22 protein-coding genes are annotated in these 22,723 nt (G+C 60.4%); 8 read left to right on the forward strand and 14 right to left on the reverse strand.

All coding sequences use genetic code 11. The features are described 5' to 3' along the window. Positions 1–212 precede the first annotated feature (212 nt). The 5 genes from IE093_RS12565 to IE093_RS12585 form a co-directional block, all read right to left on the reverse strand. Positions 213–812, reverse strand: a complete 600-nt coding sequence (locus tag IE093_RS12565; RefSeq protein WP_189469701.1) for a cysteine hydrolase family protein — start codon at positions 810–812, stop codon at positions 213–215. 57 nt (positions 813–869) lie between these two features. After that, a complete protein-coding gene (locus IE093_RS12570; RefSeq protein WP_189469703.1) occupies positions 870–2,351 on the reverse strand; it encodes a protein adenylyltransferase SelO in 1,482 nt (493 codons plus the stop codon). 82 nt (positions 2,352–2,433) lie between these two features. Continuing rightward, positions 2,434–3,273, reverse strand: coding sequence for a glucosaminidase domain-containing protein (locus tag IE093_RS12575; RefSeq protein ID WP_189469705.1), 840 nt, complete (start codon positions 3,271–3,273; stop codon positions 2,434–2,436). A gap of 153 nt (positions 3,274–3,426) precedes the next feature. After that, on the reverse strand, positions 3,427–5,331 hold the full coding sequence (gene htpG, locus IE093_RS12580; RefSeq protein WP_189469707.1) for a molecular chaperone HtpG: 1,905 nt from the start codon (positions 5,329–5,331) through the stop codon (positions 3,427–3,429). A 172-nt stretch (positions 5,332–5,503) separates the two neighbouring features. Continuing rightward, entirely contained in the window at positions 5,504–5,821 is a 318-nt protein-coding gene (locus IE093_RS12585) for a YkvA family protein (protein ID WP_189469709.1), read from the reverse strand. A gap of 149 nt (positions 5,822–5,970) precedes the next feature. Between IE093_RS12585 and IE093_RS12590 the strand changes: the two genes are divergently transcribed. Next, a complete protein-coding gene (locus tag IE093_RS12590) occupies positions 5,971–7,923 on the forward strand; it encodes a transglycosylase SLT domain-containing protein (RefSeq protein WP_189469814.1) in 1,953 nt (650 codons plus the stop codon). A gap of 49 nt (positions 7,924–7,972) precedes the next feature. Here IE093_RS12590 and IE093_RS12595 read toward each other — a convergent pair whose 3' ends face one another. After that, positions 7,973–8,617, reverse strand: a complete 645-nt coding sequence (locus IE093_RS12595) for a LysE family translocator (RefSeq protein WP_189469711.1) — start codon at positions 8,615–8,617, stop codon at positions 7,973–7,975. A 21-nt stretch (positions 8,618–8,638) separates the two neighbouring features. Beyond that, entirely contained in the window at positions 8,639–9,061 is a 423-nt protein-coding gene (locus IE093_RS12600; protein ID WP_189469713.1) for a TM2 domain-containing protein, read from the reverse strand. A 351-nt stretch (positions 9,062–9,412) separates the two neighbouring features. On the opposite strand from IE093_RS12600, the gene IE093_RS12605 reads away from it, so the two are divergent. Next, positions 9,413–9,619 (forward strand): cold-shock protein, encoded by a 207-nt coding sequence (locus IE093_RS12605; RefSeq protein WP_189469714.1) that lies wholly within the window; start codon positions 9,413–9,415, stop codon positions 9,617–9,619. Positions 9,620–9,734: 115 nt separating this feature from the next. Here IE093_RS12605 and IE093_RS12610 read toward each other — a convergent pair whose 3' ends face one another. The 7 genes from IE093_RS12610 to IE093_RS12640 all read right to left on the reverse strand — a co-directional run bounded on the left by IE093_RS12610 (position 9,735) and on the right by IE093_RS12640 (position 16,090). Next, a complete protein-coding gene (locus IE093_RS12610; protein ID WP_189469716.1) occupies positions 9,735–10,256 on the reverse strand; it encodes a translocon-associated protein subunit alpha in 522 nt (173 codons plus the stop codon). 86 nt (positions 10,257–10,342) lie between these two features. Then, positions 10,343–10,780: a nucleoside deaminase gene (locus IE093_RS12615; protein WP_189469719.1), complete on the reverse strand. Its 438-nt coding sequence runs from the start codon at positions 10,778–10,780 to the stop codon at positions 10,343–10,345. A 23-nt stretch (positions 10,781–10,803) separates the two neighbouring features. Further along, entirely contained in the window at positions 10,804–11,232 is a 429-nt protein-coding gene (locus tag IE093_RS12620) for a VOC family protein (protein WP_189469720.1), read from the reverse strand. A 123-nt stretch (positions 11,233–11,355) separates the two neighbouring features. Beyond that, the gene (locus tag IE093_RS12625) at positions 11,356–12,048 is read right to left on the reverse strand and encodes an MgtC/SapB family protein (protein ID WP_189469722.1); all 693 of its coding nucleotides are present in this window, start codon (positions 12,046–12,048) and stop codon (positions 11,356–11,358) included. 177 nt (positions 12,049–12,225) lie between these two features. Beyond that, positions 12,226–12,492: a DUF1127 domain-containing protein gene (locus tag IE093_RS12630; protein WP_189469724.1), complete on the reverse strand. Its 267-nt coding sequence runs from the start codon at positions 12,490–12,492 to the stop codon at positions 12,226–12,228. A 429-nt stretch (positions 12,493–12,921) separates the two neighbouring features. Next, positions 12,922–15,561 carry an aminopeptidase N gene (gene pepN / locus IE093_RS12635; protein ID WP_189469726.1) on the reverse strand — a complete coding sequence of 880 codons (2,640 nt, stop codon included), beginning with the start codon at positions 15,559–15,561 and terminating at the stop codon, positions 12,922–12,924. Between the two features lie 85 nt (positions 15,562–15,646). Continuing rightward, a complete protein-coding gene (locus tag IE093_RS12640; protein WP_422730979.1) occupies positions 15,647–16,090 on the reverse strand; it encodes a YbaN family protein in 444 nt (147 codons plus the stop codon). Between the two features lie 231 nt (positions 16,091–16,321). Here IE093_RS12640 and IE093_RS12645 point away from each other — a divergent pair, with 231 nt between their 5' ends. The 6 genes from IE093_RS12645 (at position 16,322) to IE093_RS12670 (ending at position 22,708) form a co-directional block, all read left to right on the forward strand. After that, entirely contained in the window at positions 16,322–17,296 is a 975-nt protein-coding gene (locus IE093_RS12645; protein WP_189469728.1) for a metal ABC transporter solute-binding protein, Zn/Mn family, read from the forward strand. Further along, complete coding sequence (locus tag IE093_RS12650; protein ID WP_229803535.1) at positions 17,293–18,093, forward strand: metal ABC transporter ATP-binding protein; 801 nt, start codon at positions 17,293–17,295, stop codon at positions 18,091–18,093. The genes IE093_RS12645 and IE093_RS12650 overlap by 4 nt, the downstream gene beginning before the upstream one ends. 3 nt (positions 18,094–18,096) lie before the next feature. Next, on the forward strand, positions 18,097–19,308 hold the full coding sequence (locus IE093_RS12655; RefSeq protein WP_189469730.1) for a metal ABC transporter permease: 1,212 nt from the start codon (positions 18,097–18,099) through the stop codon (positions 19,306–19,308). Then, the gene (locus IE093_RS12660; protein ID WP_229803537.1) at positions 19,308–20,237 is read left to right on the forward strand and encodes a metal ABC transporter permease; all 930 of its coding nucleotides are present in this window, start codon (positions 19,308–19,310) and stop codon (positions 20,235–20,237) included. Before IE093_RS12655 ends, IE093_RS12660 begins: the two co-directional genes overlap by 1 nt. Before the next feature lie 136 nt (positions 20,238–20,373). Continuing rightward, positions 20,374–21,171, forward strand: a complete 798-nt coding sequence (locus IE093_RS12665; RefSeq protein ID WP_189469734.1) for a DODA-type extradiol aromatic ring-opening family dioxygenase — start codon at positions 20,374–20,376, stop codon at positions 21,169–21,171. Positions 21,172–21,343: 172 nt separating this feature from the next. Then, positions 21,344–22,708, forward strand: a complete 1,365-nt coding sequence (locus tag IE093_RS12670; RefSeq protein WP_229803550.1) for an ABC transporter substrate-binding protein — start codon at positions 21,344–21,346, stop codon at positions 22,706–22,708. Positions 22,709–22,723: the final 15 nt, after the last annotated feature.

Genomic DNA, 22,723 nt, shown 5'->3' on the forward strand with positions numbered 1-22,723 from the left:
ATGGTTAAAGCAAAGCATAAGCCTTTGATTTATATTGGATAAGTGGAAAATTTTCAACCCACGATTTTTGTTATGGCTCCTATAAACAAAACATTATTTTGCCGCTTTTCGAGTTACGCCTTTTTTGCAACTCACCTTTCATGGATGTCGCTCTGACATCGAAAATGAGAGTGACGACGAAGGCATCAGGAACGACATGTCCCGAGATGGATTCAGAAATGCTGCACGATATCGTGGGTAGTGGACACCTCAGCAAAGGCGCCATCGAGTAGCGCCAGGTTCAATGCATGCACCTGCTCGGCATCCCATCGATGACCCTGGCGGTCGCTCACGGCGAACGTTGCGCACGCATCCCCTGCCACCGTCACCGCGAAATCCAGGCATCCAGCATGACGCACAGTGGTGCTCACGGCGTGAGCGGTGGCGACTCCCGCCACCACCAGCCGCGACACGCCGTGGCGGCGCAACCAACCTTCCAGGTCGGTACCGACGAAAGCGCTACTCACATGCTTGGTGACCACCCGCTCTCCTTGTCGTGGCATGACACAGTCCTTGAACTCGGCTCCGGTCTGGCCGGGGCGATAGGGAGAGCCGGGAGTACGCGAGAAATGGCGCACATGCACGATATGACCATTGCCGCCGCGCCAATAGGCCAGCAATTCCTCCAGATTGTCTTCCAGTCCTATGTTGTTGCGCTCACCCCAGTATCGAGTATCGTCAATGGCCTGCTGGACATCGATGATCATCAATGCCGCGCCCTCATCTCGCGCATCGCTAAGGCGTAGTCGGGTATTGCCAGTGTGGCTTGCCATGGGCACCTCCTGCCGTCATATCCTTGCAGCATAGGTGCTGAGATCATGGCATGCTCGTTACGATGAACAGGACAGGCACACGGGAGGGGCATGACGCGGCGGCGGTTGCGTCCAGGACTCGCAACCCGAGTGTTCGCGGAAAGGGTCGGCCAGGCAAGTACGAAACTCACGCAGTGGTTCGGGGTCGCCCTCCTCGGCAGCCTCGAGGACACGCTGTGCCAGATGCGTGCGCAACACATAGCGAGGGTTGACGGCATCCATCGCCGAGCGTCGTTCTTCGGGACCACGCCGTTCCGCAGCCAGCCGGCGCTCGTAACGCGATACCCATTCCTTGAATGCCGGATCGCTGGTTTCGCACTCCAGTGTGTCAGCGAGAGCCGACAGCGCCGCGCGACTGCCATCGTAGCCGCCCAACGCGCGGAAACTGCGATGAAAATCGGCTTTATGGCGGGCCAGCAAGGACAGCCAGGCCATCACCAGATCCCTGTCGCCGTCCTCATCGTTGGCCAAGCCCAGGCGAGCACGCATGCGCCGGGCATAGGCTTCCTGCAGCTTGGGCTCGAAGGTATCGAGCGATTCGCGCAGCCGCTCGACCTCGATCAACGGTGTCAGCGACTGAGCGAGCACCGCCAGGTTCCACAACGCGACGCCAGGCTGCTGGTCGAAGGCATAGCGTCCGAATTCATCGGTATGATTGGGCACCAGCGATTCATCATAGCGATCCATGAAGGCATAGGGGCCATAGTCGATGGTCAGGCCCAGCAGCGACATGTTGTCGGTGTTCATCACCGCATGTACGAAACCATAGGCCTGCCACGCAGCGATCAGTTCGGCGGTGCGGGCGACTACGTCGTCGAACAGTTCGGAGAAGGGAGCATCGCTCTCTTTGAAGGCCGGGCGATGACGCTCGATCACATGCCAGGCAAGGCGCTTCATGTCTTCCACCCGGCGGCGCTGGTAAAGCCATTCGAAATGACCGAAACGGATATGGCTCTCGGCCAGTCGCATCAAGGTGGCACCAGGTTCGACACGCTCGCGCATGACCTTCTCGTCATTGACCGCCACGGCCAGTGCTAAGGTCGTGGGAATGCCCAGCCCGGCCATGGCCTCGCCGGCCAGGTATTCGCGAATCGAGGAACGTAGCACGGCTCGGCCATCGCCGAAACGCGAATAGGGCGTCTGGCCGGCTCCTTTCAAGTGCAGATCCACCGGCCCCGCTTCGGTCATCGCCTCGCCCAGCAACAGACCACGCCCATCGCCTAAGGCGGGATTGTAGGAACCGAACTGATGACCAGTGTACTTCTGGGCGATGGGGTCCATGCCCGGCAGCAGTTCGCTGCCCGCCATCAGTGCCGTCAGACGCTCGCGTTCGCGAGGATCCTCGCTCAGTCGCCGAGCGTCCAGTCCCAGCAACGCGGCACCACGCGGACTGACATCCAGCACGCGCGTGTCGCGCCAGGGGGTGGGTCGAACCCGTGTGTAGAAGTCCTCGGGCAGGCGTGCCCAGGCATTGTCGAAGCGCAGATCAAGCAGGGTCATGGACGTCTCGCGTCGGAAACTTGCCAGGCCACTGTAACGCCACGGCCAGCACCTGGCCAAGCCGATCCCGATGCCACCCGGTTCAAGCCGTGTCGTCGGAGCTATGCCGCTGGATCAGGTCGCTGTTGGTGCGCAGCAGCGACAACAGGACATCCTTGTAATCGGCTCGCACCGCATAGTTGTCGAGGGTGGCGATCAACGCCTCAGCCGTGACCGTGCCTTGTCTAGCCAATTCGGCACGTCGCGTGCGCAGGCGTTCGTAGGCACGGTGGGTATTGAGATTATGGATATAGGCCCGCACCGCGTCCTGGACGCTATCGAAGGCTTGGTAACGACGACCGCTACCCTGCTGGCCCAAGCCACAGCCGCCAGTGAAGCAACGCATGCCAAACAGGTTGTTGCCCTGGCGGGCAAAACGCGAGGTTCCCCAGCCGGATTCCTCCACTGCCTGGATCACCACCAGTTCCAGCGGCAAGGTATCCACCCGGTTCAACAGGCGGCCATCCACTTCCTGTCCGCGACACTCCACGCGATAGCGGCCGCACAGTTCAGCGAGTCGCGCCTGTTCGTACTCATCCAGGGGGGTGTCGCGCTCGGCGATCGCCCGTAGCCAGTCGCGCTGGGCAGCTATTCGGGCATTCTCCGCCTCGATGATCGGCACCAGGAGTTCGAAGAAGGCAGCCTTGCGCTTGGGACCGGCCGGCACCTTGCGCAAATCGGGAAGCTCGGTGATGGGGTCCAGATCGTCGTACGCCGCCAACCCATCGAAGGGCTCTGGGGCCAGCGCCAGACGCGATTCGAAGTTTTCGGCCAACAAGGGGGTGGCCAAGGCTCCGACCATCAGGCCGGTCATCAGCAGTGCCGACGCTCGACGTCGTAGACGTGTCAGCGGTGGAATTCGGCGGTATGTGGTCGAACGCATGGTCCATTGCTCCGCGCAAAATTTTTCCCAAGACTAGCAGCATTCATGCCAATCACTAAGCTTTTTTGCCAACGGAAAAAAATAAACCCTGCCGGCGAACAAGGCCGACAGGGTTAGCGAGCGCTTATAAACGGGTGGCATCCCACCCCTTGCTCAGGTGGTCAGCAGCGCATTGAGCCGCTTGACATAGGCCGCCGGATCGTCGAGATGGCCACCCTCGGCAATGATCGCCTGATCGAGCAGGATCCTTGCCAGATCGGCGAAAGCCTCGCCTTCGGCGCCTTCGAGGCGGCTGATCAGGGCATGATCGGGGTTGAGCTCGAGGATCGGCTTGACCTCGGGCAGTTTCTGGCCGGCTGCCTCCATGATACGCCGCATCTGGAAGCCCATCTCATTCTCCGGCAACACCACGCAGGCCGGTGAGTCGGTCAGGCGGTGGGTAACCTTGACTTCCTGCACATCTTCGCCCAAAGCTTCCTTGACCCGCTTGACCAGGTCTTCCTTGGCCTTGGCGGTTTCTTCCTGAGCCTTCTTCTCTTCCTCGCCCTCGATTTCGCCAAGATCGAGCTCACCCTTGGCCACATCGACGAAGTGCTTGCCTTCGAACTCGGTAAGATGGCTCATCAGCCACTCATCGATACGGTCGGACAGCAACAGCACCTCGATGCCTTTCTTGCGGAAGATCTCCAGGTGCGGGCTATGTTTGGCCGCATTGAAGCTGTCGGCAACGATGTAGTAGATCTTTTCCTGACCTTCTTTCATGCGCGACACGTAATCGGCCAGCGACTGATCCTGGGTAGCGCTGTCGGTATGAGTGGTGGCGAAGCGCAGCAGACCGGCGATCTTGTCGCGGTTGGCATAGTCTTCCGCCGGACCTTCCTTGAGCACCGTACCAAAGGTATTCCAGAAGCTCTGGTACTGCTCCTTGTCCTTGGCCAGCTTCTTCAACATGTCCAGCGCACGCTTGGTCAGCGCCGCCTTCATCTTGTCGACCTGCGGATCCTGCTGCAGCAATTCGCGGGAGATGTTCAGCGACAGGTCCTTGGTGTCCACCACGCCCTTGATGAAACGCAGGTAGAGCGGCAGGAACTGCTCGGCGTCGTCCATGATGAATACCCGCTGCACGTAGAGCTTGAGGCCACGGGCACCATCGCGCTCGTAGAGATCGAAGGGCGCACGGCTCGGGACGTACAACAGGCTGGTGTACTCCAGCTTGCCTTCGACCTTGTTGTGACTCCAGGTCAGCGGATCGGAGAAGTCATGGGCCACGTGCTTGTAGAACGCCTTGTATTCGTCGTCGCTGATCTCCGACTTGGGCCGAACCCACAGCGCGGTGGCCTCGTTGACGGTCTCCCAGCTTGTTTTTTCGGTGCCGGGAATCTCCTTGCCGTCGTCGTCCCGCTCAGCCTCGACACGAGGCATGCGGACCGGCACTTCGATATGGTCGGAATATTTGCGTACCAAGCTCTTGAGCCGGAACTCGTCGGCAAACTCCTTGGCGTCTTTCTTCAGGTGCAGCACGATCTCGGTACCCCGGGCATCGCGCGGGATATCGGCAATGGTGAACTCGCCCTCGCCCTTCGAGCGCCATTCGACGCCGGCATCATGAGGCAGATCGGCACGCCGAGTGCGCACAGTCACTTCATCGGCAACGATGAAGCTGGAATAGAAGCCCACCCCGAACTGACCAATCAGCTTGGCGTCCTTCTGCTGCTCGCCGGAAAGTTGCTTGAGGAACTCAGCGGTTCCACTCCTGGCGATGGTTCCAAGGTTGGTGATCACATCCTCGCGGCTCATGCCGATGCCGTTATCGCGCACGGTCACGGTGCCAGCCTTGGCATCATGCTCGATTTCGATGCGCAACTCGCTGTCACCCTCGTACAGCGCATCGTTGTCGAGCGCCTGGTAACGCAGCTTGTCGCAGGCATCGGCACCATTGGAAATCAGCTCACGCAGAAAAATCTCCCGGTTGGAATACAGGGAGTGGATCATCAAGTGCAGAAGCTGTTTGACCTCGGTCTGAAAGCCTAAGGTTTCTTCGTGGGTGGCAGTGGTCATGGAACAAGGCCCTCATCGATCACGACAGTTGTCGACGCTCCACTCGAGCGAGCGTCGGTCTCTAAAAAACGTGTTCGAAATATGGGGCCCGATGCCGGCTTTTCAAGCATGGGCCGGGCCAGCGCTATCCGCCGCCAGGCATGGGTGGCAATCGTCGAAGCTCGCCAGGGTATCACGGCACCTCCTCCTTCCAGGCGCGGTATTCCTCCAGGCGTCGATCGACCCGGGTCAACAGCCAGCCAACAATCACCGCATCGTCCAGCCAGCCTGTCAGCAGGATGACATCGGGAATCAGGTCGAACGGCATCACCAGATAGGCCAGTGCCAACCCCATCCAACCGAAAGCGGACCACGGCACTGGTGCATAGCGGCGCAACACCACGTCGCGTGTCATGGGCACGAATAACCGCAAAGCGCGAACGATACCTTGCAGCGCCCAACCTCGACGGCGTAGGCGGCCGAACCAGGTACTGTGCAACCACTTCGCCATATACGTCTCCCGGCAATGCCAATCCGCCAAATCAGTATAACTACCCGCATGGGAGGAAACACTGTCGGCCCATGGCGACACTACTCAAATGCCTCGTCATCGGCGAGGATGAGCAGGTTTGTGACCCGCAACCCCGGAGGCATGTCGCCATGCGCCAACTGTCCATCGCCCGACGCCTCAGCGCTCTGTTTTTGGCCCTATCACTCAATCTGTCATTGGCCGCCACGAGCCAGGCCAGTGACAGCGCCATGCGCGAGGCACTGGATGCGGCCCGCAACCAACAATGGGACAAGGTCGACCAGACCGCCATCGACGGCCACCTCCTGGCGGGCTACGTTGACTATCACCGGCTGCGTGGACGTTTACCCTATGCCGAGCCCAGCGAGGTGCTGGCGTTCATCGAACGACATGCCGATTCCCCATTGAGTGAGTGGATGCGCGGTCAGGCCATTTCACGCTATGGCGATGCCGGGCGCTATGGCAGCCTTTTGGCGATCAGCGACGGCGAACCCGATGGTGTCGAGCGCCAATGCCATTACTACACCGCATTGCTGGGTTCCGATCCAGACAAGGCCGCCGAGGGGGGACGCAAGCTATGGCATGTCGGCCAGTCCCAACCCTCGGCATGCGACACCCTGTTCGACACCTTGCGTGCCAAGGGCGCCATCAGCGATCAGGACGTATGGGAGCGCATGATGCTCGCCTGGCAGTCAGGCGAATCGGGGTTGATGAATTATCTCGGTCGCCAACTCGGCAACGAATGGCAGGGGGCACTCGCTGCCGTGGAACGACTGCGGCGTGATTTCGCTGCCGTGACCCGGGTTCCGGCCCGAGTCGGCCCACAAGGACGTGGCAGCGGCGCCATGTTCGCAGCGGCCATGCACGGTTTCACCCGCGCCGATACCGAAGCGGCTCTGGAAGCCTGGCGCAAGATCGCCCCTCACCTGGAGATCGACTCCGAGTATCGCCACGCTATCGAGCACGACCTGGCCTTCTACTCCATGGTGCGCGAAGTTCGCAACAATCGTGGCTGGGTCGATGAAGCGCTGCCACGCCTGGCCGATGCCGACCTGCTGGAACTGCGTGTTCGCCGAGCGCTTGCCGAGCGCGACTGGCGAGGCGTGATCGACTGGGTTCACATGATGCCCGACGAGCCTCGCCAGGAAGCGCGCTGGCAATATTGGTTGGGACGGGCACTGGAACAGCTCGGAGATCAGCAGACCGCCAACCAGGCATATGCCGCCGCAGCCGACGAACGCAGCTTTTTCGGCTTCGCCGCCGCCGACCGTCTTGGCCAACCCTACTCCTTGAATCTCGAACGCGCTGGCTTCAACGAGGAGTATCGGCGTGAAGTGGAACAATGGCCCGTCGTTCAGCGCACCGAGGCACTGATGCGCATTGGCGAACAAGGGCTGGCCAACAGCGAATGGTACACCGCCGTGGCCCGTGCCAGCGAGGGAGAGGCCAGGGCACTCGCCGATTATGCCCTGCGCCGCGGCTGGTATGCCAAGCTGGTGCAGACCACCATTACCGCGGGCATGTGGGATGCCTTGGATTGGCGCTTTCCCCAAGCCTATCGTGACTTGTTCCTGAAATGGGGCAATGCCACCGGTGTCGATCCCTATCTGCTGATGGGCATCGCACGGCGCGAGAGCGCCTACAACGCCGACGTGCTCTCGCCGGCGGGCGCACGCGGCTTGATGCAACTGATGCCAGCTACCGCCACCTTGGTCAGCCGCAAGCTGGGGATCGCCGATCCCGGTCCCTATGGCGTGCTGGATCCAGATGTCAACATTCGCCTGGGCAGCACCTATATCCGTGACATGCTCGATCGCTACCGGGGCAATCGGCTGGCCGCAACCGCTGCCTATAATGCTGGCCCCGGACGAGTCGACCGCTGGCTGCGGGAAGCCAACCAGGAATTCGACCTGTTCGTCGAGAGTATCCCCTATCACGAGACACGCAACTACGTACAAGCTGTCATGAGTTACCGCGTGATCTTCGAGAGTCTGGCCAACGGTGGAGATACTGCAGACGTGGCCATGCTCAGCGCGGACGAGACCAACGGACGCTACAACGCCTCGCTGCTGGCGCGCAACTGATCAAGCCAGGCCCTCCGCATGTCGGGGGGCCTGGTCCTGGTCCAAGACATCAAGCTGGCCGCTGCTCCAGTGCCAGCTTGCAACCGAAGCCGATCATTACCGCGCCGGTGGCCCCGTCCAGGCTGCGTGACACCCAGCGCTTGGCCAGCCATTTCCCGGCACTACCCACCATCAGGGCGATCGCGATCTGCCAGATATTGGCGATCACGAAGTGCACGCCGGCCAGCCACAACGATTTGGCCAAGGCAGGATCACCAGGGGCAATAAACTGCGGCAAGAAGGCCATGTAGAAGACCACGGTCTTGGGATTGAGCACATTGGACAAGAAGCCCTCGCGAAGGGGAACCCAAGCCGATACCTGCGACTGCCCTCCAACGACACTGGCGACCGGCAACGGCAAGCCGCGGCGCGCGCTCAGCAGGCTCTGGATACCCAACCAGATCAAGTACCCCGCCCCAACCAGCTTGAGCACCCCGAATGCCCAAGCCGACTGCAACAGAATGATCGAGATCCCAAGCGCCGATACAGTCGCGTGCACGAACAAACCACTACAGATCGCCACGCTGGTAAGCGCGCCATCGCGCATCCCGCCTCGCGTGGTGTTGCGGATCACCAGCAGGGTATCCACCCCCGGGCTCATGGTCAGCAACGTGATGGCTATCAGAAAAGGCCAAAATTGAGCGTCCAGGAACATCGCCCCTCCCAGATAAACGAATCAGGAAAAAATCCCGCGCTTGGCATGCTTAATGGAAATCTGATCATTGAGCGTCCAGAAGTCATAGAGCACCCCGAGTCCCAACAAGCCAAGCGTCAGCAGATACACGAGCCCGGTCCCCCACTTGCCCATGTAGAAGCGGTGAATGCCGAAGACGCCCAGGAAGGTCAACAGCAACCAGGCAAGCGAGTAATCGATGGGCCCAGCCTGGAAGCGCAGGTCCGCCTGGCGATCCATGGCCGGAATCAGGAACAGGTCGATCAACCAGCCGACACCCAGCAGGCCGAGCGTGAAGAACCAGATGGTGCCTGTCACCGGCTTGCCAAAATAGAAGCGATGAGCCCCCAGAAAGCCGAAGATCCACAGCAGGTAGCCGATCAGTTTGCTGTGCGTGTCGTTGGGTGCCGTACTCAGTGTCACCATGGCCACTCCTATTGGTTGATCTAAAAGGCGTTCCCTCCCGCCGCCGCCACCGATGGCGTCACGTGCACCGCTCCCAGGTCGACTTTCTGGACGAGCCCGGTTTTTCCATCTAAAGTGATTTGGCGGGCATCAATAGGGGATGCAATAGCGCCTATCTTGACGCAACCAAGCCCCTGATGCATCATCCGCTGCGTTGGTTTGCAAGTAGAAAGACGTCAGTTGTTGATCGATCCCTTCGAGACTCCCAGTGCGCCTTCCTTCTTTGCCTTACCCACGCACTACGGGCTTCAAGGCATTGGCAAGGCCTATGCCGGCCCAGCACCATCATTTAGTTAGTTAAGGAAATCGACAATGGCAACTGGCACTGTCAAGTGGTTCAACGACACCAAGGGCTACGGCTTCATCTCTCCGGACGACGGCGGTGACGATCTGTTCGCCCACTTCTCCGAAATTCAGGCTGAAGGCTTCAAGACTCTGCAGGACGGTCAGAAGGTCACCTTCGACGTCACTCAGGGCAAGAAAGGTCTTCAGGCCGCCAACATCAAGGTCGCCAACTAAGCGTTGACGAACGCGAACTCGCCAATTGCCTAAGCGTCATGCATTAAGCAAGTGGTAACGAAAAGGTCCACCGCGGTGGACCTTTTTCGTGTCATCCTGACAAGCAGGCCACACATCATTGCTGCTGGTCTTGAGGCTCCTCCAGCTCTTCGAAATCAGGGTTCTCGGCGGTCGGGTCCTGACGTTCGGCCTCCTCGAACTGTTTCTCGATCTCACGCTGTGCTTCCTCGAATTGACGCTCGGTCTCCTTCAGGACCTCCTCGATATCGGACTCTGTGGTTTCGCCCGGCATGGCGCTCTGCTCATCGATCGTACTGGGCTCGCCCAGGGTGTCTTCGGCACTGGGGTCAGGCACTTCGCCTTGTTGCATTGCCGGTTCATCGTCCGTCAAGGTTTCATCATCCGCGGAAGATGGCGAGGTAGGCTCGGTGCTTTCTTGTTCTTCGGTCATCGGCTCGGCGTCACTATCTTCTCCTTGCGTTGATACCTCTTCGCCCGATGAAGCCTCCACGCTTTCCTCGACGCCGTTACCGTTCGCCTCGGCAGCCGTATCGTCATCATCATCGCTACCACATCCCACCACCCCCAAGGACAGGAACAGTGCCGCGATGAAAGGAATCCAGGGTTTATTCGCCATCACATCTTCTCCAGATCATTCATGAAGTCGTCCTGAAATACACGGCGTATTCCAACAGAGCCTGCTCCTACCCTCAAGCAAAGATCTCATTCGCCGATATCTTCATGCCACAGATCGGGGTGCTCACTGATGAAGGTTTCCATCAACGACCGGCAGGTCGGATCATCACGCACCTCCAGCTTCACGCCTCTCGACCGAAGGTGTACCTCGTCACCCATGAAGGTTCGGTTCTCACCGATCACCACATGCGGGATGCCATACAACACGATAGCTCCGCTACACATCGGGCATGGTGACAAGGTGGTATAGAGCACCGATTCACGATACACCGCCGCCCGCTGGCGGCCAGCATTCTCCAAGGCATCCATTTCGGCATGCAGCACGACGCTGCCGCGTTGCTGACGTTGATTGTGACCACGACCGATTATGCGACCCCGATGAACCAACACCGAGCCGATCGGCACACCCCCCTCGTCCATACCCTTCTTGGCTTCGACAATGGCGGCCTGCATGAATTCATCCATGGCGTGATTCCTCCAGTTTGGGTTCAGGTAGCGAACAACTGTCCCTCGATATCGCGGAAAGCCTTGAATTCCAGCGCATTACCGCTAGGGTCGAAGAAGAACATGGTGGCCTGCTCACTGGCCTCCCCCTGAAAACGGATGTAGGGCTCGATCTCGAATTGCACTCCTGCTGCCGTCAGCCGATCCACCAGGGCTTCCCAATCGGCCATCTCCAGTACCACGCCGAAATGCGGCACCGGTACGCCATGACCATCCACCGGGTTACGGTGAACGCCCGTCGTGCCTTGACCAAGTGCTGGATTCAGATGGCAGACGAATTGGTGGCCGAACAGGTTGAAATCGACCCAGCTATCGCTGGAGCGGCCTTCGGGACAGCCCAATAACTCGCCATAGAAACCTCGGGCCTCGTCGAGATCGCGTACCTGCACCGCCAGATGAAAGGGCGTCAACATGGAATCCTCCTGAATCTCCGTCTATGGATATTACTCACATGACATCATGCCGCTCCCTCATGATGCAGGCCAGCCCGTCTTCCACTCCCCGGGCGGTCGATCGTCCATGGTGCCAAGGTTCCCCTACTCGGCCAGAGGCGCAAGCCGAAACTCCAGCACGCTGTCCTCATGACGCAACCGCTCGGCCAGCCGACCGAGATTCTGTCGGTCCAGGGTCTGCAGGGTCATGTGATATTCAAAGACAGTACCTCGCTGGACGAGACGATAGCTCAGCGACTTGATACGAAACCCCTGCTCCTTGATCAGTGTCCGGACTTGCGCTTCATTGAGTGCCGCATCAATGGAAAAGGCCAGCACATGATCGGCGAAATGCTGACTGGGCATGCGTGCTTCGGCCCAACGGAACAGCGATAGCGTCACCAACGTGATGACCGTCACCAGGATTGCTGGAAACAGGAAGCCGATACCGTAGAGAATGCCCAGCGACGCCGTCACCCAGATCGAAGCCGCGGTGGTCAGGCCGCGTACCGTCAAGCCCTCCTTGAAGATCACCCCGGCGCCGAGGAAGCCGATACCGGTCATGATCCCCTGGGCCATGCGCGTGGGATCGGTATTGATCGCCGCCCTCGGCACGGTCGCCGTGAACCATTGGCCCTGGTGAGTGGCGACTACCATCAAGAGTGCCGATGCCAGACACACCAGCGCATGGGTGCGAAATCCCGCAGGTCGGCCATGGTAGCTACGCTCCAGGCCAATCAGGCTTCCCGCCAGCCAAGCCGCTCCCAGGTAAGTCACGATCAGCAGGTGATCCGTCATTGGCGTCATCGTCTCCCGGCTTCCATCTTCAAGAATCAATATGGACATAGTAAGAGTTTGTCGACGAAATATCCCATTTTCCGAATGGAATGCCGACTAACAGACCGAACCTCATTCCCGAAGCCCGGCCTGTCGCACTTCATCAGGCCACGGCCGCTTCCTGCGGCCGTGGCGCCGCTAAGCCAGCGATGCTCCGCAGTGCGGACAACATTGCACCTCGCCGCTCAGCCCCTGCTTCTCCGTTTCTGGCTGAGCCGATGCCAATGTCTCCTCCAGCGATCCGCTCTCGGGGTGGAACGGCACGATCATCCCCTGCTCACGGCGCAAGCCGATATCCCGCAGCAAGTGATCATCGAGATGCGCTACGGCTTGATGGCTGCGATGCTCGCGGCATTTCCGAGCCAAGCGATCGAGGACACGCAAAAAACGACTGAACGAGGTCATGACAAGGTCTCCTTGGTGGAGGCCAGGACCTTATCGGGGACAGGAGATCGGTGAGGAAATCGGAGGCCGCGGTAAGGTCCGCGGCCGATGAGTCAAACTCGAGAGACAGTCCGCGGGCAAGCATGAGCTCGCACACCATGTTTCATGGTGTACAGCCAATTGCTTGATACGCAGCGAATCTGAATCATCATTTCGAGTTTTCGACTATTGATTTGACATTGGTATTGGCTAATTCAGTCAATACCTTTTCATTAAAAGCACCATTCTTGTTCCAAGTCAAGGAAACGCTGAACAAATCGACGAGTGGACTAGGCGTCCCCGAGTAAACCGCAAGGCGCACGGAGTACAGAAGCCGGAGCATATGGGGTATATGACGAACAAGGCCGCCCCATGGGCGGCCTCATCGTTTCCAGTGCGTCGGGTGCGGACTTACGTCGCCAACGCTTTCTCCACCACCTCATAGAGGTTGGGCGAGAGCTCTTCGGCGCGAATGCGCTCGAGTTCGTCCTTCATCAATGCCTGGCGCGCTTCGTCGAAACGCTGCCAGCGCGTCAGCGGAGTGATGATGCGAGCGGCAATCTCAGGGTTGATCCGGTTGAGCTCGATGACCACATCGGTCAGCAGCTTGTAGCCTTCGCCGTCGATACGGTGGAAGTTGACGCGATTCTGGCTGGCAAAAGTGCCAATCAAAGCACGTACCTTGTTGGGGTTCTTCAGCGAGAACGCCGGATGTTCCATAAGGAACTTCAGCCGCTCCAGCACATCGGGTTGCGGCCGGGAGACCTGAATGCTGAACCACTGGTCCATGACCAGCGAATCGTGGGCCCACTTTTCGCCGAACGCCTTGAGCGCCGGGTCGGCAAGGTCGTCCCTCGAGCTGTGGGTGAGCAACGTCAGAGCGGTCCGCACATCGGTCATGTTGTGACCGTCCTCGAACTGCCGCTGGGTCAGGGCCATGGCTTCTTCATCCTCGATGCTCATCAGGTACGACAAGGCCACGTTCTTCAGGCTACGCGCGGCGATCTGTCCAGGCTCGGGCGCATAAGGCACGTCCACGCAGTGGTCACGATACACGGCCATGAACTCGTCGCGCAGGGCGACTGCCAGCGACTGCTTGACGAAGGTGCGCGCGGCATGGATGGCGTCGACATCGACCACCGGCTGCTGCTCGGCGATATAGGCCTCCGAAGGCAGAGTCAGCATTTCCGCCAACACGGCCTTGTCGTCGATATCCGCGGTCAGCAGGGTACGAAAGGCATCGACCACCCGTACGTCCATGACCTTTTCCACCCCGTTGCGATGTGCCGCGATCAGATCGTCCAGAGCGAGCATGGCCAAGCGCTGTCCGGCATCCCAGCGATTGAAACCATCCGAGTCATGCTGCAGCAGGAAAGCCAGATCCTCGCGCCCGTACGGGAAACGCATCTTGACCGGTGCCGAGAAACCGCGCAGCAACGAAGGCACCGGCGCCTCGGCAATGTCGGTGAACACGAAGTGCTGCTCCTCCTCGCGCAGGTGAATCACCGTATCCTTGCCCAGTGAATCGCCCTCCAACGTCATTTCCAGGTCCTCGCCGGACTTGGTTCCCACGAGCCCCAACCGAATGGGAATATGCAGCGGCTGCTTCTCATGCTGGTCGGGTGTTGCCGGCGTGCGCTGGCGCAGGGTGAGATGGTACTCGCCCTTGGCATAGTCATAGTGGCCATTGGCGTCGATCTCCGGTGTTCCGGCCTGGGAATACCAGCGCATGAACTGCGACAGATCGAGCCCGGAGACTTCGCGCATGCAGCCAACGAAATCCTCGATGGTCACCGCCTGGCCATCGAAGCGCGAAAAGTAGAGATCCGTGCCCTTGCGAAAGGTCTCCCAGCCCAGCAGGTTGCGCAGCATGCGCACCACTTCCGCCCCTTTCTCGTAGATGGTCAGGGTATAGAAGTTGCTGATCTCGATATATTGATCGGGGCGTACGGGATGCGCCGTGGGGCCGTCATCCTCGGCGAACTGGGCGGTGCGGAAGAAGGAAACGTCCTCGATACGCTTGACCGGCGCCGAGTTGGTGTCGGCGGAGAAGCTCTGGTCGCGAAAGACGGTGAAGCCCTCCTTCAGCGAGAGCTGGAACCAGTCGCGGCAGGTCACCCGATTGCCCGACCAGTTGTGGAAGTATTCGTGGGCGACGATGCCCTCGACACGCTGGAAGGCAACATCGGTGGCGGTCAACGGGTGGGTCAGCACTGCCGCCGAGTTGAAGATGTTCAGCCCCTTGTTCTCCATCGCCCCCATATTGAAGTCGCTGACGGCGACGATCATGAACAGGTCCAGGTCGTACTCGCGACCGTAGGTTTCCTCATCCCACTTCATGGCACGCTTCAACGACGCCATGGCATGCTCGGTCTTGTCGAGGTTCTCCTCCTCGACCCAGATCTGCAGGGTGACCTCGCGTCCACTCATGGTGGTGAAGCGGTCCTCGACCTGCTTCAGATCGCCGGCCACCAGGGCGAACAGGTAGCAAGGCTTGGGGAAAGGGTCTTCCCAAGTGACGAAGTGCTTGCCATTCGGCAGTTCTCCGCGCTCGACCGGGTTGCCGTTGGAAAGCAGCACCGGCAGGCTCGACTTGTCGCCGATCACGGTGGTGGAGAATGTCGCCATCACATCCGGACGGTCCGGATAGTAGGTGATGCGACGGAATCCCTCGGCCTCGCACTGGGTACAGAACATGCCGTTCGACAAGTAAAGGCCTTCCAGCGCCGTATTGGCCGCGGGGTCGATCTCCACTTCAGTATCCAGCAGGAAACGTTGGGGCACGTCAGGCACGGTCAACGTCCCGGCATCGAGTGCGTATTCTCCAGCTTCCAATTCCTGGCCATCGATAGCGATGCGCAGGAGCTTGAGGTGCTCACCGTTCAGCACCAGCGGCAGGGTATCTTCCTGGCGGTCGGGATGACGCTCGAGATGCAGGCGAGCGACGACACGGGTGGCCGAGGGAGACAGGTCGAACTTGAGCTCGGTGTGCGTGACCCGGTAAGCGGGAGGTTGATAATCGTGCAGATGAATCGGCTGCGGTGCTGACATCAAGGAACGCTCCTGTTCGGTAATCGCCGCTCATTGTACGGCGCCAGGGGCGACTGACTCAAAGCCAGCGGCGGCCGTCGCAATGTCAGCGCTGACGAGGGCGGGTCAGCGTCACCAGCGATACGGCGGGGCGCGGTTCGGGACGAGTGACGATCCATATTCCAAAAAGACCCAAGGCCGCGATCAATGTCATCTTGAGCGCCCAGACACTCACGGTGAAGGCCACCAGCAGCATCGACACCACCAACATGGTGACAGCAATCCCCTTGGCATGACGTGGAATGGCACGTTCGCGTTCCCAAGCCACGATTGGCGGGCCGAAGCGAGGATGGCAGCGAATCCAGCCGGCAAAGCGCGGCGACCCCTTGGATGCCGCCCACACGGCCAGCAGCATGAAACAGGTAGTTGGCATCAAGGGCAGGAATACGCCGATCACGCCCAAGCCGAAACTCACCCCGGCCAACACCAGGTAGAGAGTGTTGCGCATAGGGTGCAGCATATGACGCTTCGGCTGTAGTTGTTGTAGCACCTGGCATTCTCCCTGTGTCTGCCGGCCCAAAATCGAGGCAAGTGTCGTGTAAGCTTGTCTCACTGACGCGCCCAATGGAAATGCGAATGTGCTATCGACGAACTAGGCTCGTTTAATTAACACCTAGCATGCTATGAGTGTAGCGTAAGAAGAAAACCGAACTCTTGCCTGGCCGAGCTGGCATAGGCTTTGATCGAAGTTTGACAGGGAATATTGATACAGGAAGACCGCATGCCGCTTCTCCGCTTCGCCAGGATCACGATACCGGCCCTGCTGGCTGTACTTTGGAACCAGGGTCATGCCCAATCTCCCCCGCTGCAAATCATCGCCACCACCGGCATGATCGCCGACACCCTGAGACAGGTCGGCGGCGAGCATGTCGCGGTGAAAGGCCTGATGGGGCCTGGCGTGGACCCCCACCTCTACCGCCAGACACGCAACGACATCTCGGCCATGACACAAGCCGATGCCGTATTCTGGAACGGCCTGGATCTCGAGGCCCAGCTCCACGAGTTTCTCGAACGCCTGGCGCAACGCAAGCCGGTATTCGCCGTGGGGGAAGCCGTCCCCGAGGAGCGGCGCCGGGCCGATGAGGAATATACCGATCGCTGGGATCCGCATATTTGGATGGACCCCGGTCGCTGGCGCTATGTGGTCGAAGCATCGCGCGATGCCCTGATCGAACTGAACCCGGGGGCAAGCGATGCCTTTCGTGCCAACGCCGATGCTTTTCTCATCCAGCTCCAGGCGCTGGACGACTACGCTCGAGAAACGCTCGCCAGCGTGCCGGCATCGGCCCAAGTGCTGGTCACGGCGCATGACGCCTTCGGCTATCTCGGCGATGCCTACGGTTACGAGGTGGAGGGCATCCAAGGGTTCTCGACCGAAAGCGAAGCTGGCCTGGCACGTATCGAGCAATTGGTGGACTTGCTGGTGGAACGCCAGATCGGCGCCATCTTCGTCGAGTCCTCGGTTCCGGAGCGCAATATACGTGCCTTGGTGGAAGGCGCGGCGGCCCAGGGCTGGGCAGTGGAGATCGGCGGTGAACTCTACTCCGATGCCATGGGCGCGCCTGGTACCTACGAAGGGACCTACATCGGCATGATCGACCACAACGTCACTACCATTGCCCGCGCCCTCGGCGGCGACGTTCCGCCCGGCGGCATGAACGACGAGTTGAGCACCAGCCGCGAGGACAGCCAGTGAAAGCCAGCCGTATCGACGATCCTGCCATTAGCCGGAGTCCACTGGCCATCCAAGGGCTGACTGTAAGTTACGGACAGAAGCCCGTGGTCTATTCCGTGGACTTCATTACGCCCCCCGGCAGCCTGACCGCGATCGTCGGCCCCAATGGCGCCGGCAAGTCGACGATGCTCAAGGCGGCTCTCGGTATCAAGCGCCGCCTGTCCGGCGAAGTGCTCGTCTATGGCGAACCTTATGAGCAGCAGAGCTGCCATGTGGCCTATGTCCCGCAACGCAACAGCGTCGACTGGGACTTTCCCGCCACCGTGCTCGACGTGGTGGTGATGGGCTTGTTTCGCGACCTGCGCTGGTGGCAGCTCACGCGACGCCATCATCGCGACATGGCGCTGGAATGCCTTTGTCGGGTCGGCATGGAAGCCTTCGCCAAACGCCAGATTGGCCAGCTCTCGGGCGGCCAGCAGCAGCGCGTGTTTCTCGCCCGCGCCCTGGCCCAGTCAGCGGACCTGACGATTCTCGATGAGCCTTTCGCCGGTGTCGATGCCGCTACCGAGAAGGCCATCGTGGAAGTCCTCAAATCGCTCAAACGACAGGGCAAGACACTGCTGTGCGTGCATCATGACCTGTCCACGGTGCGCGATTACTTCGACCATGTGCTGCTGCTCAACGTACGCCGCATCGCGGCAGGACCAGTGGACAAAGCGTTCACCGAAAAGACCCTGCAGGAAGCCTACGGCGGTCGACTGAGCTCGCTTCAGCTCGAGCAGATCGTGATGCCGTCAGCCACCACACAAAAGGTCTGAACCATGGATGCCTGGTTGCGAGCCCTGACCTTTTCCACCGGCTACAACACCAGCCTGGTCACTCTGGGGGCCATGCTGCTCGGCGCAAGTGCCGGCATGATCGGCAGCTTCATTCTGCTACGCAAGCGCTCGCTGGTCAGCGATGCCATCAGTCATGCCACCCTGCCGGGCCTGACGGTCGCCTTCATCGTCATGGCGCTGCTGTTCGGCGACGGCCGCTGGCTACCGGGGTTGATGATCGGGGCGGGGCTAAGCGCAGCCTTCGGGCTATGGGGGGTACAGCACATCAGCGAGCGTACCCGACTGGGCGAGGACTCGGCCATAGGTGCCATACTGTCGACCCTGTTCGGCCTGGGCGTGGTACTGATCACCGTCATCCAGGCCATGAATACCGGAGGGCAAGCCGGGCTGACCGGTTATCTGGTCGGTGCCACGGCTGGCATGCTGGCCGGCGAAGCCCAGCTTATCGCCGCATGTGCCCTGCTGCTGCTTATCGCCGTCTTCATGCTGCGCCGCGAGTTCCTGCTGGTCTGCTTCGATGCGGAATATGCCGCCACCAACGGCGTCCGCGCGCAACGCGTCGACATGTTGATGTTGCTGCTGTTGCTGGCCGTGACCGTCATCGGCCTCAAGGTGACTGGCCTGATCCTGGTCGTCGCCTTGACCATCATTCCCCCGGTCACCGGCCGTTTCTGGACTGACCGGCCACTGCGGATGGTAGCCATTGCCGCCATCTGCGGCGCCCTGGCCGGCTATCTCGGCGTCACCCTGTCGAGCGTGCGCACCGGGCTGCCCACGGGACCGTTGATCGTGCTCAGCGCCTTTTTCCTGTTCGTCTTGTCGCTATTGTTCTCTCCCCGACGCGGCATGGTCGCCATGCTGGCCGCCCACTATCGCTTCAAGACCAAGGTGCACTTGCGTCAGGGGCTGCTGGCCCTGGCACGCCAGGAAGCCATTTACGATGCGCTGACCCTGCGAGTACTGCGTCGCCACGGTTTCATCCGCCGCGATAACGTGCCCACCCCACTGGGACTTGCCGCCGCCCGTGATGCCGAGCATGAGGAGCAACTGTGGTCGCTGTATCGCTCGCTGTATCCCGATGAAGCGGCACACCTGGACCACTTGGGACTCGAGCCGATCAGTGACTGTCTGCCCCCGGATACGGTGATGTCGCTCGAGTCGCGCATGCATCCGCCACTCAGGAGCGCGTTGTGATGGCCGATTTCCTGATGCTCAGCTTGGTGCCGCTGGTAGTGGCCGTGATCATCAGCCTGACCTGCGCCCTGCTCGGCAACTTCCTGGTCCTGCGCCGCCAGAGCCTGATCGGCGATGCCATCAGTCACGTCGCCTTGCCCGGTATCGTGGCCAGCTTCCTGATCACCGGTACCCTGGCCGCCTCGGCGATGATGGTCGGCGCCGGTGTGGCTGCTCTGGTCACGGTGGCCATGATCGAGCTGATCAAGCACCTGGGGCGCGTCGAATCCAGTGCCGCCATGGGGGTCGCCTTTACCGCGATCTTCGCTCTCGGGGTGTTGATGCTGGAATGGAACGATGCCAGCGGCGTCCATCTCGATGTCGAGCACGCCCTGTACGGCAACCTCGAAAGCCTGATCTGGTTCGAGGGCCAGCACTGGTTGTCGCTGTTCGACCGCCAGGCACTGGCCGATCTACCACCTCAGTTGGCCCGGGTCACCTGGGTTGGCCTGTTGGTGCTGGCCTTTGTGATCGTGGTCTGGCGGCCACTGGTGGTCGGCAGCTTCGATCCGGCCTTCGCCGCCAGCATTCAGGCACGGCCGATCCTCACCGATCTGTTGCTGGTGGTCATGGTTGCGATCACCGCCATCGCCGCCTTCGAGGCGGTGGGCTCGATCATCGTCATCGCCATGTTCATCTGCCCGGCCGCCGCCGCGCGGTTGATGACCAACCACTTGGGCCACCAGATAGCCTGGAGCCAGGCGTTCGCGCTGATTTCCGCAGTACTCGGCTACGTGCTGGCCGGTTACGGCCCCGGATGGATAGGCGTCGACGCCTCCCTGAGCGCGGCGGGCATGATCGCCAGCATCGCGGGTCTGATCCTGCTACTGGCCTGTGTGTTCGGACCACACCGTTGCCGAGAGAGCAGCCAGGCCGTCAGCGACGCCTGAAACACACTGTCTCACTACCGTGACATATCGATCATTACCGATTGGGCAAGAGTCCATTCGCCGGCCATGGACTTCACTACATCTCGGGAAGGCGTAAGCTGAAAGCATCAACTTGCCGATACGCCCGGAGATCAAGATGCTGCAAGCACTGTTCATTTCTCACGGCTCGCCGAGCCTGGTACTCAGTAACCATCCGGCCCGGGATTTCCTGGCCGAACTGGGCACGCAGCTACCCCGGCCACGGGGAGCCCTGGTGATCTCGGCGCACTTCGAGACACCGGACCTGACGCTGGGCGCAGCAGCGCATCCCGAGACGCTGCATGACTTCTACGGCTTCCCCGATGCGCTGTATCGCATGCGCTATCCAGCTCCCGGGATGCCGGATACCGCCCGCGAACTGGCCCAGGCACTGCAGGCAAACGGGATCGACGCGGCGCTTGACCCGTCACGCCCCTTGGATCACGGCATCTGGTCCCCGCTGTCATTGCTCTGGCCGGATGCCGGCGTGCCACTGCTGCCGGTCAGCGTGCCCATGGCGCTCGATACCGATCGCCAACTGGAGATTGCCGGCTATCTGGGCGAATTTGCCGAGCGCAACGATCTATGGCTGATTGGCTCCGGCGCCGCCACCCATAACCTGGGCGACCGCAAGACGGAATTCGCCGAGCCGGATACCTGGGCACGGGAATTCCATGACTGGGCTCGAGACACCGCCGAAGCCGGCGACGTGCAGGCCCTGGCCGACTGGCAACGTCTAGCACCTCATGCCCGCCACGCTCACCCGACACCGGAGCACTTCCTGCCGCTGTTGATGAGTGTGGGCGCGCTGCGTGGACAAACGATGACCGCGCTGCACGAAAGCTTCAGTTTCGGCAACCTGAGCATGCTGGTACTGGCCAGTGCGGGGTTGGCTACCTCATTGTCCTCGGCTTGAGCACTGCGGCCCATATCGCAGCTCCCCGTTTTGACAGCCCTTCGACACCACCTAGACTTCAAGGGGAAACAATAACTAGTTGGGGGTCAGTATGTTGCATAACAGCATACGGACCAGACTCCTCCGCCTCCGTGGAACGAGCATCACGCTAGGTAGTGCACTCGCCTTGAGCGTGTTCCCCACGGTGGCGGTGTCGCAGGGAGAGCCACCCGAGCCTGAGTTCACAACCGAATACGGAGAAATGTCATTCCCCTCGCAATTTCCTGACGGCACCTCCATCAGCCTCACTCAATGGAGTCACTTCGTGCCGCTCTACGATGAGTGGTTCCAGGAATATGCCCAGCGTTGGGGCGAAGCACATAACGTCGAAGTCTCCGTGAACATGATCAATCTTGCGGATCTGACATCGACACTTTCGGCGTCCATTGCCGCCGGAGAAGGCGCGACGATATTCGAGATGAGTGCGCCTCCCACCGCCTTCATCGACGGCTTGCAATCCCTCGCGGATGTCAACGAGGCCGCGGCGGCGGCGTTCGGCGAACGAACCGGGACTTGTGAACGCTCCAGCTATCTGCCCGTCACCGACATGTGGTACGGCTTTTGCCATGGCTGGGTGCCGGATCCCGGCGACTATCGCCGCTCCCTGTGGGAGGATGCCGGATTCCCCGAGGGGCCACAGACCTATCAGGACCTCCTCGAAGGTGGCACCAAGATCTACCAGGATACGGGCATTGCCGTGGGGGTGGGCATGTCACCGGAAATCGACTCCGAATTCTACGCTCGCGCCCTGATCTGGTCGCACGGTGGTTCGATACAGGACGAAAACGGTAATGTGACCTTCAATTCCCCTGAAGTGCTGGAAGCCGTGCGCTTCCAGAAAGAACTGTTCGAGAATGCCATGACGCCGGAGGTCTTCGCCTGGAATGCGGCTTCCAACAACCAGACGTTCATCGGCGGTCGAGCCTCCTATATCCAGAACTCGATTTCCTTCTATCGCAGTGCTCAGGAGTCGGCCCCGGAAATTGCCGCAGATGCCGGCTTCCGACCTGGACTCAAGGGGCCAGGCGGCGATGTGAAGATGCCCTCTCACGTGTGGTTCATTTACGTGATCCCCAATTACGTCACGGACCCCGACAAGCTGGCCGCGGCCAAGAAGTTCATGCTCGATCTCGAGAACAACTACGCCAATGCCTCCTATTACTCCAAGTTCTACAATTTCCCGGCCTTCCCCTCCCGGTCCGAGCAACTGTTCGCCGAGGGCGGTTGGCTGGACAACGACCCTTGGGACGCGCAACCGCCGGACAAGTTGAACCTGCTCAAGACCGCGGAGGAGTGGACGGCGTGGCTTGGCTACCCGGGTTATGCCAACCCGGCTATCAGCGAAGTATATGAATCCCACCTGCTGTCCAGCATGATGGCGGATGTCGTCCGCGGGCAGAAGACACCAGAAGAGGCAGTCGAGGATACCAACGCGGAAATCGAAGAGATCTTCGCCAAGTGGCGTGAACGCGGCATGGTCGGTGGAGGGGGTAACTGATACCACCTGATGACA

The sequence above is a fragment of the Litchfieldella qijiaojingensis genome, from assembly GCF_014651875.1.
GTDB classification, from domain to species: domain Bacteria; phylum Pseudomonadota; class Gammaproteobacteria; order Pseudomonadales; family Halomonadaceae; genus Litchfieldella; species Litchfieldella qijiaojingensis.